At 45.1% G+C, this 16,800-nt stretch carries 16 protein-coding genes and 1 riboswitch; of the genes, 8 read left to right on the forward strand and 8 right to left on the reverse strand.

Translation table 11 applies throughout. The annotated features are described in order from the left end of the window. Positions 1-44 precede the first annotated feature (44 nt). Together ELZ11_RS17295 and ELZ11_RS17300 are read left to right on the forward strand one after the other, a co-directional pair. The gene (locus ELZ11_RS17295) at positions 45-959 is read left to right on the forward strand and encodes an ABC transporter substrate-binding protein (protein ID WP_167494711.1); all 915 of its coding nucleotides are present in this window, start codon (positions 45-47) and stop codon (positions 957-959) included. Continuing rightward, positions 956-2,896 carry an ATP-binding protein gene (locus ELZ11_RS17300; protein ID WP_137358645.1) on the forward strand — a complete coding sequence of 647 codons (1,941 nt, stop codon included), beginning with the start codon at positions 956-958 and terminating at the stop codon, positions 2,894-2,896. The genes ELZ11_RS17295 and ELZ11_RS17300 overlap by 4 nt, the downstream gene beginning before the upstream one ends. A 33-nt stretch (positions 2,897-2,929) precedes the next feature. On the opposite strand, the gene fbp is transcribed toward ELZ11_RS17300, so the two are convergent. After that, a complete protein-coding gene (gene fbp / locus ELZ11_RS17305) occupies positions 2,930-3,940 on the reverse strand; it encodes a class 1 fructose-bisphosphatase (RefSeq protein WP_137358646.1) in 1,011 nt (336 codons plus the stop codon). Between the two features lie 253 nt (positions 3,941-4,193). Between fbp and mpl the strand changes: the two genes are divergently transcribed. The 5 genes from mpl to thiQ all read left to right on the forward strand — a co-directional run bounded on the left by mpl (position 4,194) and on the right by thiQ (position 9,734). After that, positions 4,194-5,555, forward strand: a complete 1,362-nt coding sequence (gene mpl / locus ELZ11_RS17310) for a UDP-N-acetylmuramate:L-alanyl-gamma-D-glutamyl-meso-diaminopimelate ligase (RefSeq protein ID WP_137358647.1) — start codon at positions 4,194-4,196, stop codon at positions 5,553-5,555. 41 nt (positions 5,556-5,596) lie between these two features. Next, the gene (locus ELZ11_RS17315) at positions 5,597-6,220 is read left to right on the forward strand and encodes a flavin prenyltransferase UbiX (RefSeq protein ID WP_137358648.1); all 624 of its coding nucleotides are present in this window, start codon (positions 5,597-5,599) and stop codon (positions 6,218-6,220) included. Positions 6,221-6,265: 45 nt separating this feature from the next. After that, positions 6,266-6,385: riboswitch (TPP riboswitch) on the forward strand. A 50-nt stretch (positions 6,386-6,435) separates the two neighbouring features. Then, positions 6,436-7,422 (forward strand): thiamine ABC transporter substrate binding subunit, encoded by a 987-nt coding sequence (thiB, locus tag ELZ11_RS17320; RefSeq protein WP_137358649.1) that lies wholly within the window; start codon positions 6,436-6,438, stop codon positions 7,420-7,422. A 15-nt stretch (positions 7,423-7,437) separates the two neighbouring features. After that, complete coding sequence (gene thiP, locus ELZ11_RS17325; protein ID WP_137358650.1) at positions 7,438-9,036, forward strand: thiamine/thiamine pyrophosphate ABC transporter permease ThiP; 1,599 nt, start codon at positions 7,438-7,440, stop codon at positions 9,034-9,036. Continuing rightward, complete coding sequence (thiQ, locus tag ELZ11_RS17330) at positions 9,030-9,734, forward strand: thiamine ABC transporter ATP-binding protein (protein ID WP_137358651.1); 705 nt, start codon at positions 9,030-9,032, stop codon at positions 9,732-9,734. Before thiP ends, thiQ begins: the two co-directional genes overlap by 7 nt. A 76-nt stretch (positions 9,735-9,810) precedes the next feature. Here the strand turns inward: thiQ and yjgA are convergent, their stop codons facing one another. Beyond that, positions 9,811-10,335 carry a ribosome biogenesis factor YjgA gene (yjgA, locus tag ELZ11_RS17335; protein ID WP_137358652.1) on the reverse strand — a complete coding sequence of 175 codons (525 nt, stop codon included), beginning with the start codon at positions 10,333-10,335 and terminating at the stop codon, positions 9,811-9,813. Between the two features lie 117 nt (positions 10,336-10,452). On the opposite strand from yjgA, the gene pmbA reads away from it, so the two are divergent. After that, entirely contained in the window at positions 10,453-11,796 is a 1,344-nt protein-coding gene (pmbA, locus tag ELZ11_RS17340; RefSeq protein ID WP_137358653.1) for a metalloprotease PmbA, read from the forward strand. A 71-nt stretch (positions 11,797-11,867) separates the two neighbouring features. Here the strand turns inward: pmbA and mgtE are convergent, their stop codons facing one another. The 6 genes from mgtE to ELZ11_RS17370 all read right to left on the reverse strand — a co-directional run bounded on the left by mgtE (position 11,868) and on the right by ELZ11_RS17370 (position 16,774). Then, positions 11,868-13,223, reverse strand: coding sequence for a magnesium transporter (mgtE, locus tag ELZ11_RS17345; RefSeq protein WP_137358654.1), 1,356 nt, complete (start codon positions 13,221-13,223; stop codon positions 11,868-11,870). A gap of 129 nt (positions 13,224-13,352) precedes the next feature. Then, complete coding sequence (locus ELZ11_RS17350) at positions 13,353-13,628, reverse strand: HPr family phosphocarrier protein (RefSeq protein ID WP_137358655.1); 276 nt, start codon at positions 13,626-13,628, stop codon at positions 13,353-13,355. A gap of 8 nt (positions 13,629-13,636) precedes the next feature. Further along, on the reverse strand, positions 13,637-14,500 hold the full coding sequence (gene rapZ, locus ELZ11_RS17355; RefSeq protein ID WP_137358656.1) for an RNase adapter RapZ: 864 nt from the start codon (positions 14,498-14,500) through the stop codon (positions 13,637-13,639). 18 nt (positions 14,501-14,518) lie between these two features. Beyond that, positions 14,519-14,965 carry a PTS IIA-like nitrogen regulatory protein PtsN gene (gene ptsN, locus ELZ11_RS17360; RefSeq protein ID WP_137358657.1) on the reverse strand — a complete coding sequence of 149 codons (447 nt, stop codon included), beginning with the start codon at positions 14,963-14,965 and terminating at the stop codon, positions 14,519-14,521. A 1-nt stretch (position 14,966) separates the two neighbouring features. Further along, positions 14,967-15,254, reverse strand: a complete 288-nt coding sequence (gene hpf, locus ELZ11_RS17365; protein ID WP_137358658.1) for a ribosome hibernation promoting factor — start codon at positions 15,252-15,254, stop codon at positions 14,967-14,969. 47 nt (positions 15,255-15,301) lie between these two features. Beyond that, complete coding sequence (locus ELZ11_RS17370; RefSeq protein WP_137358659.1) at positions 15,302-16,774, reverse strand: RNA polymerase factor sigma-54; 1,473 nt, start codon at positions 16,772-16,774, stop codon at positions 15,302-15,304. Positions 16,775-16,800: the final 26 nt, after the last annotated feature.

Here is a 16,800-nt window from a genome sequence, read left to right on the forward strand (position 1 = left end):
CAGGGATCGCCAATAAAATGAGATGGATCTTAATATTGAGTTGTATGCTACTAAGTTCATGCGAGCAATATACAAAAAAGACAGTGCGAATCGCGATTAATCCGTGGCCTGGATACGAGTTTTTATACCTAGCGGATCAAAAGGGAATATTCGAAGATGTCGGTCTTGATATTGAGTTAGTTGAGTTGGCTTCTTTGGCAGATGTGCAGCGTATTTATGTGCAAGGTCGAGTCGATGGTATGGCGAGTACTATGATTGAAGTGGTGCATGTTGTCGGTGAGTCTCAGGAGCCCTTAACTATAGTACTGTTACCTGACTATTCGAATGGTGGCGATGTCATCGTGACGCGCTCTGATATTAAAAATCTAGCCGATCTGCGTGGCAAAGTGGTGATGGCTGAGCTCGGCTCGTTAGGTATGTTTATGCTGCATCTAGGGCTAGAAAAGGCGCAACTTAGTTTGAATGATGTGCAGCTTAATAACTCAGAGCAACTTGAAGTCCAATCGTTATTTTCTAGCCAAGCGATTGATGCGGCTGTGACTTATCCTCCTTTTTCTACGCAAGTATTACGTGACTCCAACTACCACATTATTTTTGATAGTTCAGAAATTCCGAAGCAAGTGATCGATGTTGTTTCGGTCAAGTCTGAAATCGTCAATCAGGATCCGACTTGGGTACCGCGTTTTCATCAAGCTTGGGGGAAAGCGCTAGCATTCGCGCGTGAAAATCCGCAGGAAGCGTACTCGATAATGGCGGAACGTGAAGGGATTTCAGTTGACGAATTTGAGGATGCATTGAGTGGGCTGCGCTTGGTTGATGAGGGGCAGCAAGCCAGCGCACTAGCGGATAAATATTTGCAACTCAATGCCCAGGCTGTGTGTCAGGTACTGGTTAGCAATCAACCGATGAATTTTGAATGTTCGGACATTAAAAACAAAGTTCAGGTGCCTGATTTATGAGTCGCCCGCAAAGAAAAATTGCCCGTAAGTTAGTATTGCCGCTAACGATAAGCTTAGTCTTGCTGTGCGCGATAGTCGTGGCGATACTTATGTTCAGTTATGAAATTGTCTTGAAAGAACAGCTAAGAGGGCGAGCGGTCGAATTATCGGAATCATTCGTGATTGCCGCTGAAACCAAAGTTAGCAGCGCTAATTTGATTCGTATTACTAATTCAACCGGCAGTTTTTATGATGTCCAGTTCGTTGCGCTACTTAAAGATGATGATTCAAAGATCATCGCTTCGAACCGTAATAAGTACACCAACCACTTTATTGATCAAGTGACGGACTTAGATATCCGCCAAGATCTAAAAAACGCGGTCGCCGCTGACCGAACCGATCAACTCGTTCAGTTTGGCGATTACTACCGTTTTGATTACAAGTTCTCATTGTTCTTTGATCCTAATACGCCTCCACAAGCGCTCACCTTATTCCTGTTACTGGATCCTAAAGCTGAACAACAAAAAGTAACGTACTTTATGTCCATTTTGGTGGCGGGTTTGTTGATCGGTTTGATCATTGTCGGGGTCGGTCTTTATCTCTCTATAGCAAAAGTCGTACTTAAACCGATCAAGCTATTGGTGAATGCGGTGTCGTTATCTGTACCTTTACCCCAATCTTCGCGAGAGTCGTTGGATAAAAATGATGAATTTGGCCGTTTGGCTTTTGCCTACGACTCACTCATGCGCAGGTTGGCCATTGAGCATGAAACCTTAATGCTTGAGAAGAAAAAAAGTGAAGCAGCAGTTGTTGCCAAAAATGAGTTTCTAGCAGTAATGACTCATGAAATTCGCACCCCGCTCAACGGTATTATTGGTTGCGGAGAGCTGATTAAAAGCACTCAACTTGATGAGGAACAGCTGCAATACGTGAAGTTGATGACTCACTCAGGAGAACAGCTGCTAACCATAGTTAACGATATTCTCGATCTTTCGAAGATAGAGGCGAGTAAGCTGCAATTAGAGCTGCGCTCGGTTGATATTATCGAGTTGTTGAATGAAGTCGTGTCGCTGTTTCGTTTTCGGACTCAAGATAAGGCGATTCAATTTTCGTTTTTCAATCACACTCAAGACCCTTTGTACGTTGGGGTAGACAGTACGCGTCTAAAACAGGTGCTGATTAATCTAGTGGATAACGCATTCAAGTTCACTGAAGAAGGGCGGATAGATTTAGTGCTCAGCGCTAAACCTATTGATGAGCATCATATGAAGCTTAAAATCGAGGTTAACGATACTGGGATAGGCTTGTCTGAACAGCAGATTGAAAAGGTCTTTGATAAGTTCTCGCAAGCGGACTCAAGCACCACCCGAAAATATGGTGGGACCGGTTTAGGGCTCAGTATTACTTTTCAGTTAATTGAGTTGATGGGCGGGCGTTTACACGTTTCTTCTCAACCAGATGTTGGTTCAAGCTTCTATTTTGAGTTTGATGTCGTCACCTACAATCCACACTCTAATATTGCCGTTGATACTCCTTCCGTGGAACCTGCGTTCCATGGTGAGTTGTCGATGCTGATTGTCGACGACACTAAAATTAATACTCTAGTTGCGAGTAAAATGTTGCGCCACGAAGGATTAGAGATCGATATTGCTTTGAGCGGTATTGAAGCGTTGAACAAATGCCGTCAGCGTTTCTATGATGTGATCATTATGGACTGCTTGATGCCGAATATGGATGGTTTTGAAACAACACGCCAAATCAGACAGCTTCAATCCGGTAAGCAAAGTTATATTTTTGCGTTAACGGCAAGTGCATTGAAAGAAACAGAGCAACGTTGTTATGACTCGGGGATGAATGAGTTCTTGATGAAGCCGTTAACCAAAGAAGGGGTGCAGGAAATCCATCAATACTTAATGAATATAAAACGAAACGGGCAAGCTGAAGTGATTAATCACTAGCTTGCCCGTGAATTAGCGTAGAGGAATGTTGGGTTAGTCTCTGTTTAGCTCAAGAAACTCTTCCACTTTTTCCACCATTTTTGGTGAACCAACAAAGAAAGGTACACGTTGGTGTAACTCAGTTGGTTTCAAGTCCATAATGCGATTTACACCGTCAGACGCTAGGCCGCCAGCTTGCTCCATAATGAATGCGATAGGGTTGCACTCATAAAGCAGACGCAGTTTACCGGTTGGGTGGCTTTCAGTACTTGGGTACAAGTAGATGCCGCCTTTAAGCAGGTTACGGTGGAAATCTGCAACCAATGAACCGATGTAGCGAGATGTATACGGGCGGTTATCTTCAGGCTCGCTTTCCTGGCAGTACTTGATGTATTTCTTCACGCCAGTTGGGAAGCGAATGTAGTTACCTTCATTGATTGAGTAGATCTTGCCTTCTTCTGGAATCATCATGTTTTCATGAGACAGACAGAAAGTGCCTAGAGAAGGATCGTATGTGAAGCCATTTACGCCTTTACCAGTGGTGTAAACCAACATAGTTGAAGAACCGTAGATGACGTAGCCCGCTGCAACTTGCTTGTTGCCTGGCTGTAAGAAGTCTTCTTCCGTTGGTGGTGTTCCGATTGGCGAAACACGACGGTAGATAGAGAAAATCGTACCAACAGATACGTTCACATCGATATTCGAAGAACCATCAAGAGGATCCATCAGTACAACGTACTTAGCATTCTTGTTCAGCTCTTTATTGAAAGCGACAGCTTCGTCTTCTTCTTCACTCGCAACACCACAAACTTGGTCACGAGCTTCTAAAGCAGCCTTAAACTTGTCATTCGCGTATAAGTCGAGTTTTTGCTGTTCTTCACCTTGAACGTTATCAACGCCAACAGCACCAGTAATATCGGCTAGACCCGCTTTGTTGATTTCACGGTTTACGATTTTTGCAGCAAGACGAATTGATGACAAAAGGGATGAAAGATCACCGCTTGCGTGGGGGAAGTCACTTTGTTTTTCAACAATGAACTCGCCAAGGGTGCGCATCTCAGACATGTTATTTCCTTAAACTTCTCTGAATAATAGGGGATTTTGGGCTTTGGACTGAGTAGGCCTCTTCGTGGGCTTTATTCATCTATGCACCTAATTTGATTTTAAGGGTTAGATCTTTTTAATGGTAATGAAGTAAGCGACCTAGATCTCACTTACTATGTCGACTGAATTTGTTTTGCATTGCGACTCGCTTTTCGGCGTGAATTCATGGTAATAAGTGCAATAGTCTTAATTCGCATCTATTTGGAAGCCATTTATGCATATTCACATCTTAGGAATCTGTGGCACTTTCATGGGCGGCGCCGCGGTTTTAGCGCGTCAACTTGGCCATAAAGTGACGGGCAGTGATGCCAATGTTTACCCCCCAATGAGTACTTTATTAGAGTCTCAAGGCATCGAGATTATTGAAGGCTTTGACCCTCAACAATTAGAGCCGAGACCTGACTTGGTGGTGATTGGTAACGCGATGAGCCGTGGCAACCCTTGTGTCGAATATGTATTGAATAATAATTTGAAGTACACGTCTGGCCCACAGTGGTTGCAAGAGTTCTTATTGCATGACAGATGGGTACTGGCGGTATCAGGAACACACGGTAAAACGACCACATCTAGTATGCTGGCTTGGGTGCTAGAAGATTGCGGTTATACGCCCGGTTTCTTGGTCGGAGGCGTGCTAGGTAACTTTGGGGTTTCAGCTCGACTTGGCGAGAGTATGTTTTTTGTCGTGGAAGCCGACGAATATGACAGCGCTTTTTTCGATAAGCGTTCTAAGTTCGTTCATTACCATCCAAGAACCTTGGTCATGAATAATCTGGAATTCGACCATGCGGACATTTTTGATGATTTAGAGGCCATTAAGCGCCAATTCCATCATTTAGTTCGTACGGTTCCTGGTAATGGCCGTATTTTTGCGCCGAAGCAAGACCAAGCTATTGAAGATGTATTGTCACGTGGCTGCTGGAGTGAAACTGAATTCAGTGGCAATGACGGGCAGTGGCAGGCAGAAAAGATCGAGAAAGACGGCTCAAAATTCACTGTGATTTTTGAAGGTGAAGCGGTTGGTGTCGTAGATTGGGACTTAGTCGGTGATCATAATGTCGATAATGCCTTGATGGCGATTGCTGCGGCTCGACATGTGGGGGTGACTCCGGATTTAGCGTGTGAGTCTCTTGCCAAGTTCATTAACACCAAGCGTCGCTTAGAGCTGAAAGGCGAAATTGGTGGTGTGACGGTTTACGATGACTTTGCGCATCACCCGACGGCTATCGAGTTAACGTTGGGTGGGCTACGCAACAAAGTGGGCGACCAGAAAATTATCGCTGTGCTTGAGCCTCGCTCGGCAACAATGAAACGCGGCGTGCATAAAGAAACGTTAGCGGATTCATTAAAGCAGGCAGATTCGACGTATTTATACCAACCCGCTAATATTGAGTGGTCTGTGCAAGATATTGCTGACCAATGCCATCAACCTGCTCATGTTGATGACGACATGTCTGCTTTTGTGGCGAAGATCGTAGCAGAAGCTCAGCCACAAGATCAGATTCTAGTGATGAGTAACGGCGGTTTTGAAGGGATACACCAAAAGCTATTGGATGGATTGACTGCAAAGTTTAATTAAAAGTCGCGAGGGGTGCCTCGCTGCTTAAGATATAGAAGATAATGACCAAGAAAAACAAAGCGATTACGCTCGCATTTACAGGGGCGTCTGGCGCGCCTTATGGCCTTCGATTACTTGAATGCTTATTAGCAGCCGACTACCAAGTGTATTTACTGATTTCATCGGCTGCGCGCGTTGTCATGGCGACTGAACACGATTTGAAGTTACCTAGTGGCCCAGGTGCCGCAAAAGCCGCTTTGGTAGAGCACTTGAATTGCAATCCTGACAACCTCATCGTGTGTGGCAAAGAAGATTGGTTTTCTCCTGTTGCTTCTGGTTCTGCCGCACCAAAGCAAATGGTCGTGTGCCCATGTTCTGCGGGTAGTGTTGCTTCGATAGCACATGGTATGTCTGACAACTTAATTGAACGCGCTGCTGATGTTGTTATGAAAGAACGCGGCCAATTGCTGCTGGTGGTGCGTGAAACGCCATTTTCGACGCTGCATTTAGAAAACATGCATAAGCTTTCGACGATGGGCGTCACTATCATGCCTGCCTCGCCTGGTTTCTATCATCAGCCACAATCAATTGAAGACTTAGTTGATTTTATGGTGGCTCGAATACTCGATCATTTAGGTGTTGAGCAAGGTCTAGTTCCACGTTGGGGGTACGATCAGCGCTCATAAACTGCGATCTAGTTGGCTAATTGAGTGAAATCGCATTACAATCCAAACCACTCATCGGGGAGCTAAGCATTCAGTTACTGAATGTGCGCTGAGATCAAGTGTCGACTTGGGACCCGTAAACCTGAACCAGATAATGCTGGCGTAGGAATTGAGTTAGGAACCTTTTCTATTTTCCTCCCTCAAACCTGTGCCGCTCAGACCAAGGAGAGCGTCCAGTGAAATTCGCATTAACGACTTTAGCTTTAGCAACATCATTTTCGGCCATTGCCGCAGACAATACTTTAACCGTTTACACATACGATTCATTTGCAGCGGATTGGGGACCAGGTCCTACCGTTGAAAAAGCATTTGAAGAGAAATGTGGCTGTGACGTTAACTTTGTGGCGCTTGAAGATGGCGTATCAATCTTGAACCGTCTTCGCTTAGAAGGTGGTAACAGCAAAGCTGATGTCATCCTAGGGTTAGACAACAACCTAATGGCCGAAGCGAAGCAAACTGGGTTGCTAGCCACTCACAGTGTCGATACTTCATCGGTCGCATTGCCTAACGGTTGGGCTGACGATACTTTCGTGCCATACGACTACGGTTACTTCGCGTTTGTTTACAACAAAGAAAAGTTAGCGAACCCACCAAAAAGCTTAAAAGAGTTGGTTGAGCAGCGCGACGACTTAAAAGTGATTTACCAAGACCCACGTACCTCTACACCTGGCCAAGGCCTAATGTTGTGGATGAAGTCGGTATACGGCGATGAGACCACACAAGCATGGAAACAGTTGGCTAAGAAGACGGTAACGGTGACTAAAGGTTGGTCTGAAGCGTATTCTATGTTCCTTGAAGGTGAGTCAGACATGGTGTTGTCTTACACGACTTCTCCGGCGTACCATTTAATTGCGGAAAACGATGCGAAGTTCGCATCAGCAGCGTTCTCTGAAGGTCACTACACTCAAGTTGAAGTTGCGGCTAAAGTGAAAGGCGCGAAGAACGAAAAGCTAGCGGATGAGTTCATGGCGTTTATCTTAAGTGATGAGTTCCAATCTGCGATGCCAACTGGCAACTGGATGTACCCAGTAACGAATGTAACGTTGCCTAAAGGTTTTGAAACGTTAACGGTTCCACAACAAGCGTTGAGCTTCTCTTCAGAAGAGATCGCTGAAAATCGTAAGCCATGGATCCGTGAATGGCAAAACGCACTAACTTTCTAATCTGTTTGGTTTTCTATGCAGAATAAGATTCCTAAAGTGGGCATCGGTGTTGCGATACTGATTGCCACTTTTGTTGTTTCCTCCGTCGGGGCATTGCTTAGCAATGCCCCTTCTCTTGATATCAGCCAAGTATGGTCAGATCCTTACTATTGGCACGTCACCAAGTTCAGTTTCTATCAAGCGTTTCTTTCAACATTACTCAGTGTTGGGTTAGCGATCCCAGTGGCTCATGCTTTGTCTCGTCGTCAGTTTTTTGGGCGAAGTCTGTTGTTGAAATTGTTTGCTTCTACATTGGTTTTGCCCGTGCTGGTTGGTGTATTTGGCTTATTAGCTATTTATGGCAACAGTGGTTGGTTGGCTAAAGGCCTTGCCCTGATTGACACAAAGCTGCCTTTCTCTATCTATGGCTTGAATGGTATTTTGCTGGCTCACGTATTTTTTAATCTGCCTTATGCCAGCCGCTTATTGTTGCAAGCTTTGGATACCGTACCAGCGGAACAACATAAGTTATGCGCGCATTTAGGCATGAGCCACTGGAATAAATTTAAGTGGATAGAGTGGCCGCGAGTTCGTCAGCAATTGCCTCACGTGTGTGGTTTGGTGTTTATGTTGTGTTTTACCAGCTTTGCCGCTGTGATGGCATTGGGGGGCGGACCTAAATCGACCACAATCGAACTGGCTATCTACCAGGCGATCAAATTCGATTTTGATTTACAGGCTGGGGCGTTATTGGGGATTTGGCAAATGCTGCTGTGTGGCATTTTGGCTATCAGTATCCAAAAGCTATCGAAGCCACTTTCCGTGGCATCCTGCCAACTATCACAAGATAAATTTTTGGTTAAAGACAGCCTTTGGTCGAAAGCGTGGGACAGCTTTTGGATCATAGGTGTCTCATTCCTTGTTTTGCCTCCGCTGTTGATGGTGTTGATGAGTGGGGTGAATGGCCAAGCGTTGCAAGTGCTTTCCAGTGAAGCTTTTTGGCAAGCGCTCGCTGCGTCGTTTAAGGTCGCGGTGTTAGCCAGCTTAATCGCGGTGTGTGCAGGAATTGCTATTTTGATGACCAGTCGTGCATGGCGCTTAAAGCATCAGAACTTCAAAGCAGACAAGATTGAATTGATCGGAACCATCATATTGGTGACACCAGGCTTGGTGATAAGTACCGGGTTGTTTCTTTTACTTCGCAGTATTACTGATGTATTCAGCTTAGCGTTTTTTGTGGTTGTGGCCGTGAATAGTTTAATGGCATTACCTTATGTTATTAAGACCTTAGCCCAGCCGTTATTACACCTTGCTCAGCAGTATCAGTATCTATGCCCTAGCTTAGGTATGACAGGGTTTAATCGATTTAAATTGGTTGAGTGGCGCGCATTGCGTAAGCCGATTGCTCAAGCTTTTTCTATTAGTTTTATGTTGTCGATAGGCGATTTGAGTGCGATTGCTTTGTTTGGCAGCCAAGAGTTTAGAACGCTACCGCTTTATCTTTTCCAGCTGTTAGGTAGTTATCAAATGGAAGCTGCTGCGGTTGTTTCTGTGAGTCTGCTGCTGCTAAGTGTGGGCAGTTTTACTGTGATTGAACGCTTACTGACCTCGAAACCAAGGAAGCCATCATGTTAACTATGAGCAATGTTCATTACCATTATCAGCAAGAGCTATTCACTTTCGATTTTGAAGCTCAGCAAGGCGATATTGTCGCTGTTATGGGGCCGAGCGGCGCGGGTAAGTCGACCTTATTAGCGCTGGTGGCGGGATTTATTGAACCGACCCAAGGCTCGATTACGGCTGATGGTACCCAATTAGTAGGACTAGAAGCGCATCAACGCCCATTGGCGATGTTATTCCAAGAGCATAACCTGTTTGCGCATTTAACTGTACGTGAAAACATTGGTCTGGGCTTACACCCTGGCTTGAAGCTTAATCAAGAGCAAAAGCTGCGGGTAGTAGATGCTGCAACGCAGGTTGGCGTGGAAGATTATTTAGACCGGTTACCTGAACAGCTCTCTGGCGGGCAGAGACAACGTGTGGCGTTGGCACGGTGCTTTGTACAGCCTCATGATATTTGGTTACTCGATGAGCCTTTCTCGGCGTTAGATCCGCTGCTCAGAGAAGAGATGCTCGCCTTAGTGAAGCAGTTAGCGGCTGAACGAAATATTACCGTCTTAATGGTGACCCATCATATTGGCGATGCTAGAAGCATTGCGAACAAGTTCGCTTTTGTTGCCCAAGGTAAAGTCTTAGTTGCTGAAGGCATTCAAGGGCTAACCAGTGATCACAACGAGCCTATTTTGAGTGGGTTTGTACGCGCTGGCGAATAGTGCTGTATGAAAGCGATAGATGCAGATACAAAAAGACCTAGCGAATGTGCTAGGTCTTTTTTATTGATACGCGAGATTAAGCGTCTTCGTTAAGTTCTTTCAGAAGTTGGAAGATCTCACGGAAAGCTTTTGCTGGCTTGTTTGCCTTTTTCTCTTTGTTCGCTTGGCGAGCAAGTTGGCGTAAGCGCTGGCGATCTACACTTGGGTGAGCTTCAACTACCTCTGAAATCGCGGTATCACCTTCAGAGATAATACGATCACGCATTTGTTCTAGTTTGTGCAGCTCAGCCGTTGCTTGAGAGTGCTTGTTACGTACTTTATCGAGAGCGGCTTGGATTGGCTCTGGATCGATATTACGCATTAGCTTACCGATGTATTGCAGCTGACGACGCTTCGCTTCATTTTTAAAACGTTGCGCGTCTTTGATTGCTTCAGCTAGCTCTTCTGACAGTGGAAACTTTTCCAACACAGAAGGCTTTAATGTTACTAATTCTTCACCTAATACTTGAAGTGCTTCCATGTCTTCTTTCATTTCGGTACGGCTTACCCAAATGATTTCTTCTTCAGGTTCCCAAGGGGCTTTCTGATTTTTGCGGGCCATCTTTTCTGCCTATATCACTATCTCATACGAATATATGGCTATTTTAGCAAGAATCGTGGGGAGAATGCGAAATTCTTGTTATCCTACGTAATATTGATATTAAAAATTAGATTAGATATGGATGTGAAACAGCAAGTCGCTCAGCAACGTGTTGAGCTAGAAGCAGCCGTTGCGAAAGCATTAGACATTGCCGCGGTTGGTGCAGACGCTGCAGAAGTGGCAATTACAAAGTCTACCGGCTTGAGCGTTTCTACTCGCATGTGTGAAGTGGAAAACGTTGAATTTAATAGTGATGGTGCACTTGGTATTACGGTTTACCGTGGTCAGAAAAAGGGTAGCGCATCTACATCTGATTTAAGCGAAAAAGCGATTGCCCAAACTGTGGCTGCCGCTTTGGATATTGCTCAGTATACCTCTGAAGATAAATATGCGGGTCCAGCGCCAAAAGAACTGATGGTTCAGGATATCCCCGATTTAGACCTTTTTCACCCTGATGAACCAAACCCTGATGCAGCCGCAGAAATAGCCATTGCAGCTGAGAGACAAGCATTATCATACAGCGATAAAATCAAGCAAAGTGATGGCGCGAGCTACGACAGTCACTATGGTTTGAAAGTGTACGGTAACAGCCACGGTTTGCTAGCTAGCTATGCTTCTAGCCGTCACAGCACCAGTTGTTGTGTGATTGGTGAAGGCAAAAACGGTGAAATGGAACGTGACTATAGCTACACATTAGCGCGTCACCGCGACGACTTGTGGACTCCAGAGAAAGTTGGCCAAGAAGCGGCGGAAAAAACGGTAAGTCGTTTAGATGCTCGTAAGTTAGCGACGGGGCAGTATCCAATTATGTTTGCCGCCGATGTAGCGACAGGCTTAATGGGTCACCTAGTGATGGCGATTAGCGGTGGAAACCTTTACCGAAAATCTTCGTTCCTATTGGACCACTTAGGCAAGCAAATCCTTCCTGAATGGTTCAACATTTCAGAGCGCCCGCATGTGTTACGTGGTTTGGCTTCTAGCCCGTTCGATAGTGAAGGCGTATTCACCCAAGACCGCGAAATTATCACTGATGGCGTATTGGCTACTTACTTGTTAACTAGCTACGCAGCTCGCAAGATGGATATGACGCCAACAGGCCATGCTGGTGGTATTCATAACTGGTTTGTTAAATCTACCGGTCAAAACCACGAACAAATGCTTAAAGAGTTAGGTACTGGCTTCCTAGTCACGGAAGTGATGGGGCAGGGTGTTAATACAGTAACTGGCGACTATTCACGCGGTGCTGCGGGCTTCTGGGTCGAAAATGGTGAAATCCAATTTCCAGTGTCTGAAGTAACGATTGCAGGTAACCTAAAAGATATGTTCAACCAGATTGTTGCTGTAGGTAATGATGTGGAAACGCGCTCTCAAATCCAAACGGGTTCTATTTTACTTGAGTCAATGAAGGTTGCGGGCGAGTAACTGAACTAGTCTTCAAATAAAAGAAAAGGGCTTGATAATCATCAAGCCCTTTTTGTTTATCTGTTTGATAGTTAGATCAAGATGGTGGCTAGTCCAAGGAATACGGATAAGCCAATTACATCGGTCACTGTGGTAAGCGCCATACCGCCTGCGAGGGCTGGGTCGATATTCATTTTCTTAAGCATTACAGGGATGGTTACACCTGCTATACCTGCAACAATTAAGTTAGTCATCATTGCTGCTGAGATGATCCCACCTAAAATCCAGTTTCCTTTCCACGCCACCACAATACCGCCAATGATGCATGCCCAAAGAATCCCGTTAAGGAAGCCAATCGCGGCTTCTTTGAGTAGAAGTTCGCGTTTGTTACTGTCACCGATATGACCAAGAGCCAAACCACGAATCACCAATGCAACAGTTTGGTTTCCGGCAACCCCACCCATCGAAGGAACAATCGTCATAAGTACCGCGATCGCAGCCATTTGATCTAAGGTCGCTTCGAACATGTTGGATACTGATGCTGCTGCAAGTGCCGCGAGCACGTTAGCACCGAGCCACACACTACGACGGCGCGCTGATTTTACGACCGGAGCGAAGGTGTCTTCATCGTCGTCCATACCCGCCATACTCATCATTGAGTGTTCGGCATCTTCACGGATCACATCTACCACGTCATCGATGGTAATACGGCCGACCAGATGTTGGTTTTCATCAACAACAGGAGCAGAGACCCAGTTACGCCTTTCAAATAGGCTAGCAATGTCTGAAGCACTGGTTTCAACGGCGATAGCTTCGTCTGCGTTTTCCATCACTTCTGACACTGGGACATCAGGTTGAGTGGTGATCAACGCCGTAATGGAGAGATTACCAATAAGACGGTTATCTTCATCAATGACATAAAGCGCATCTGTAGCTTCAGGCAGTTCGCCACGCATTCGCATATAGCGAAGAACGACATCGATGTCGACGTCACCACGAATGGTCACAACATCGGTGTTCATCAGTGCACCGGCGGAATCTTCTGGGTACGAAAGCGCGGTTTCTACTAAAGCACGATCAGCGGAGTCCATTTGAGATAAGACTTCACGCGAAACGTCATCAGGTAAGCTTCGAAGTACGTAGGCAACATCATCGGTTTCCATGCCTTCTGTTGCTTCTGCTAGAGTCTCTGGTGCCATTTTGGACACCAAAGCATCTTTTACGTCTTCGTTTAACTCATCAAGGATTTCACCGTAATCTTCGGGATCGGTGAGTTGCCAAAGCACTTCACGACTTTTTCGTGGGGAGGCTTCAAGCAGGTGCGCGATATCTTCAGGTTCCATGTCCTGAAGTTGGCGGCGTACATGAACAAAGCGGCCATTTTCTAAGGCTTCGCTGACTTCTTGGAGGGTTTGGTGAGCTTGGTCGAATTCTAATTGCTCTGCCATGTTTCCCCCTACCTCGTTATTCTCACAATGCTTTGAATAGTAACTTAATTCTAGGCCTTATTTAATAATAACTTGTGGGGGAAGCAGATTTAGTTGGCTGGTTGTACCAAAGGAGGAGAGGTTGGTGGGTTATTCGCCTTCATCAAACTTGTCTTCAATGAGATGACAGACGGCTTCAAGCGCCTCCCCTGCATCTGAACCATTCGCTTGAATAGTAATGTGCTGCCCTTGAGCGGATTCAAGCATCAGTAGCCCCATCACGCTATCTGCGGTTGCACATTTATCTTCTTCACTGAGAATGGTGATGGTGGCTTGATAGCTTTGGGCCAGTTCAACAAGTTTGACGGCCGCACGAGCATGCAGACCAAGCTTATTCTGAATCAAAACGGTTCTGCTTAGTTCCACAATATTTCCTATTTATTCTTTTCCAATGATGCGTGTCGAATTTGAACTTGGTGGCCAGATTCAGCAAAGTACTCACCAATTTTTTGCGTTAAGTACACAGAACGATGCTTGCCGCCAGTACAACCAATAGCAACGGTTAGATAGCTGCGGTTGTTCTTTTCTAGCATTGGCAGCCACTGCTCAACAAAGCTTTGGATTTGGTGTTTTAGCTCAATCACTTCTTGGTGCTGTTCCAAATATGAATGGATTGGCGCATCTAAGCCGGTGAGTGGGCGTAAATCGGGTTCCCAGTGAGGGTTGGGTAAGAAGCGTACATCAAAGACGTAATCGGCGTCGTTAGGTAGGCCGTATTTAAATCCAAATGATTGGAACACCATGATTAATTCTTGTTTCTCACGGCCTTCAATTTTCAGCCGCACCATTTCACTGAGTTCGTAAAGTGTTTGATTGCTGCTGTCTAAGATTAGATTAGCTTGCTCAATCAGAGGAGAAAGCAGCGTTTTCTCTAGCTCTATCGCTTGGTCTAAGGAAAGCTTCTCGGCGCTGAGTGATAGAGGGTGGATACGTCTCGTTTCACTGTAGCGTTTTAATAATGTTTCTTTGTTGGCATCGAGGAATAGGACATCGACGTCAATATTGTTTGACGCTTTGAGTTTATCTAAAGCATCAGATACCAACGTTGGCTCTTTAGGTAGGTTGCGAATATCAATGCTGACGGCAACGTTTTGGTTGCTATCTTTAATTGAAGAGACGAAGTCGCCTAATAGGTTAACTGGCAAATTATCAACACAGTAATAACCTAAATCTTCTAGCACTCGAAGTGCCACACTTTTTCCAGCTCCAGATTGGCCGCTGACAACGATTAATCGCATTTTATTCATGTGTAAAGTTTAGGCCGTGGTCATGATGTCGTACAGCTCTTGATCGGATTGAGCCCCGCGTAGCTGTTTTAGCGTTTTCTTATCGTTAAGTCGCTCTGCCATACAAGAAAGGGTTTTAAGATGCTCTTTACATTGTTCACTTGGTACCAGAAGAGCAAACAGTAGGTCAACAGGGCGATTATCGATAGAGTCGAATTCGATTGGATCTTGGCATTGGAGTAGCACAGCAATGGCTTTATCGCTTGAATGCATACGAGCGTGAGGAATGGCGATGCCGTTACCAATCCCAGTACTGCCCATTTTTTCGCGGCTGAGCATACATTCGAATAGCTCGGTAGAGTCTTGCCCCGTATTCTCAGCGACAATCTGGCTGATCAGTTCTAGGGCTCTTTTTTTGCTTGTGCATTGGACTGCACTTTTAGTGCAGTCCAATGAAAGTACTTCGCTTAATTGCATGTTAGTGACTACTTAGCTTTTCTTTGTGCTTATTGAGTTGACGGACAAGTTTATCGACGAGTGCATCGATTGCTGCATACATATTTTCATCGTCTGCCGTAGCGTGGATATCGCCTTGGTTTACATGAAGCGTGGCTTCTGCGATTTGATGAATTTTCTCTACGCGCAATACCACTTGAACGTTATTAATATGGTCGAAAAAGCGCTCTAGCTTTTCAAATTTTGAGTGAACATAGTCTTGCATTGAATCGGTAAGATCAACGTGATGGCCTTGAATATTGATTTGCATAGACGTTCCTTTTCAGTTAGTTGTCTGATATCTATAACTAAACTAGCTTATAGCAGGCGTTTACGCTGACTCGATGGGGCAATGCCCAGAGATTCACGGTATTTCGCTATTGTCCGTCTAGCAACCTGAATTCCTTGGTCAGCCAGTAAGGCAGCAATTTTGCTATCACTCAGTGGTTTGGCGATATTTTCCGCCGCTACCAACTTTTTAATCAGTGCACGTATTGCTGTTGATGAACACTCTCCGCCATTGTCGGTGTTGACGTGACTAGAGAAGAAGTATTTCAGTTCAAATATCCCACGAGGGGTGTGCATAAATTTCTGTGTTGTAACACGAGAAATTGTGGATTCATGCATGTCTACATCCAGTGCTACATCGTTTAGCACCATAGGTTTCATTGCTTCTTCGCCATGTTCGAAGAAATCGTGCTGATGTTCAACTATACATCTTGCAACTTTGAGCAGCGTCTCGTTTCGACTTTCTAGGCTTTTTATTAACCACTTTGCTTCTTGCAAATTCGAGCGAATGTACTGGCTATCAGCACTGTTGCCTTTACCTAACTGAGCGTACTGCTGGTTAACTTTTAATTTAGGCACGCTATCTGGGTTGATAGTGACAAGCCATTTGCCACGGTCTTTGAATACGGAAACGTCAGGCACTACATACTCGGTCTCATCTGGAGTGATTTTACTTCCTGGACGAGGGTCGAGTTGCTGTATGAGCTGCAGTACTTCTCGCAGTTCTGCTTCTTTCAACTTGGTTTCTTTGATGACCAGTTTGTAGTCACGATTACCCAGTTGATCAATATGATTAGACAGCACGAGTTTTGCTTCATTTAACCAAGGCGTGTCTTCCGGGAAAGTAGCAAGTTGCAGTAATAGGCAATCTTGTAGGTTGTTTGATGCAACGCCTAACGGGTCGAATTGCTGGACACGCTTACGCACGGCTTCAACTTCGTCTAACTCAATCTCTTCGTTATCAAAGCTTTCTAAGATATCTTCAACGGAGGTGGTGAGGTAACCGTAATCGTCAATGGCATCAATGATGGCAAAAGCGATTGTACGGTCGGTTTCGCTAAACGGAGTTAAATCGAGTTGCCATAATAAGTAGTCTTGAAGACTTTGCGTAGTTTCACCTTGGTAGACGGGCATGTCGTCATCGACAGCAATACCTGTACTGCCTGTATTGGCGCTGTAGACATCTTCCCAAGTGGTATCGATTTCAAGGTCGTTGCTGATTTCTGACTTTTCAATGAGGTCAGAACTGTCTGGTAGGTCGGCCTCTGTTGAAGCTTCTGAAGTCACTTCTGCTGAGGCTTCTTTTTCCTCATTACTTTGCTTTTCGTCTATTGCAGGTGTTTCTTCCCCTTCTTCTACGTCAAGTAGTGGGTTAGATTCGAGAGCTTCTTGAATTTCTTGCTGTAAATCCAATGTCGACAGTTGCAACAAGCGGATCGCTTGCTGTAACTGAGGCGTCATTGCTAACTGTTGACCTAGCTTAAGTTGTAATGAGGGTTTCATTCAGTATTACTTACCTTATTATTATT

This window comes from Vibrio profundi (assembly GCF_005281835.1).
Taxonomy (GTDB): Bacteria; Pseudomonadota; Gammaproteobacteria; order Enterobacterales; family Vibrionaceae; genus Vibrio; species Vibrio profundi.

Bases quoted from the DNA above. Each gene is read 5' to 3' on its own strand.
- rapZ (WP_137358656.1), bottom strand. From the start codon at position 14,500: ATGCGATTAATCGTTGTCAGCGGCCAATCTGGAGCTGGAAAAAGTGTG.
- pmbA (WP_137358653.1), top strand. From the start codon at position 10,453: ATGGATGTGAAACAGCAAGTCGCTCAGCAACGTGTTGAGCTAGAAGCA.
- mpl (WP_137358647.1), top strand. From the start codon at position 4,194: ATGCATATTCACATCTTAGGAATCTGTGGCACTTTCATGGGCGGCGCC.
- ELZ11_RS17295 (WP_167494711.1), top strand. From the start codon at position 45: ATGCTACTAAGTTCATGCGAGCAATATACAAAAAAGACAGTGCGAATC.
- ELZ11_RS17315 (WP_137358648.1), top strand. From the start codon at position 5,597: ATGACCAAGAAAAACAAAGCGATTACGCTCGCATTTACAGGGGCGTCT.
- thiP (WP_137358650.1), top strand. From the start codon at position 7,438: ATGCAGAATAAGATTCCTAAAGTGGGCATCGGTGTTGCGATACTGATT.
- ELZ11_RS17370 (WP_137358659.1), bottom strand. From the start codon at position 16,774: ATGAAACCCTCATTACAACTTAAGCTAGGTCAACAGTTAGCAATGACG.
- ptsN (WP_137358657.1), bottom strand. From the start codon at position 14,965: ATGCAATTAAGCGAAGTACTTTCATTGGACTGCACTAAAAGTGCAGTC.
- hpf (WP_137358658.1), bottom strand. From the start codon at position 15,254: ATGCAAATCAATATTCAAGGCCATCACGTTGATCTTACCGATTCAATG.
- fbp (WP_137358646.1), bottom strand. From the start codon at position 3,940: ATGTCTGAGATGCGCACCCTTGGCGAGTTCATTGTTGAAAAACAAAGT.
- thiQ (WP_137358651.1), top strand. From the start codon at position 9,030: ATGTTAACTATGAGCAATGTTCATTACCATTATCAGCAAGAGCTATTC.
- yjgA (WP_137358652.1), bottom strand. From the start codon at position 10,335: ATGGCCCGCAAAAATCAGAAAGCCCCTTGGGAACCTGAAGAAGAAATC.
- mgtE (WP_137358654.1), bottom strand. From the start codon at position 13,223: ATGGCAGAGCAATTAGAATTCGACCAAGCTCACCAAACCCTCCAAGAA.
- ELZ11_RS17300 (WP_137358645.1), top strand. From the start codon at position 956: ATGAGTCGCCCGCAAAGAAAAATTGCCCGTAAGTTAGTATTGCCGCTA.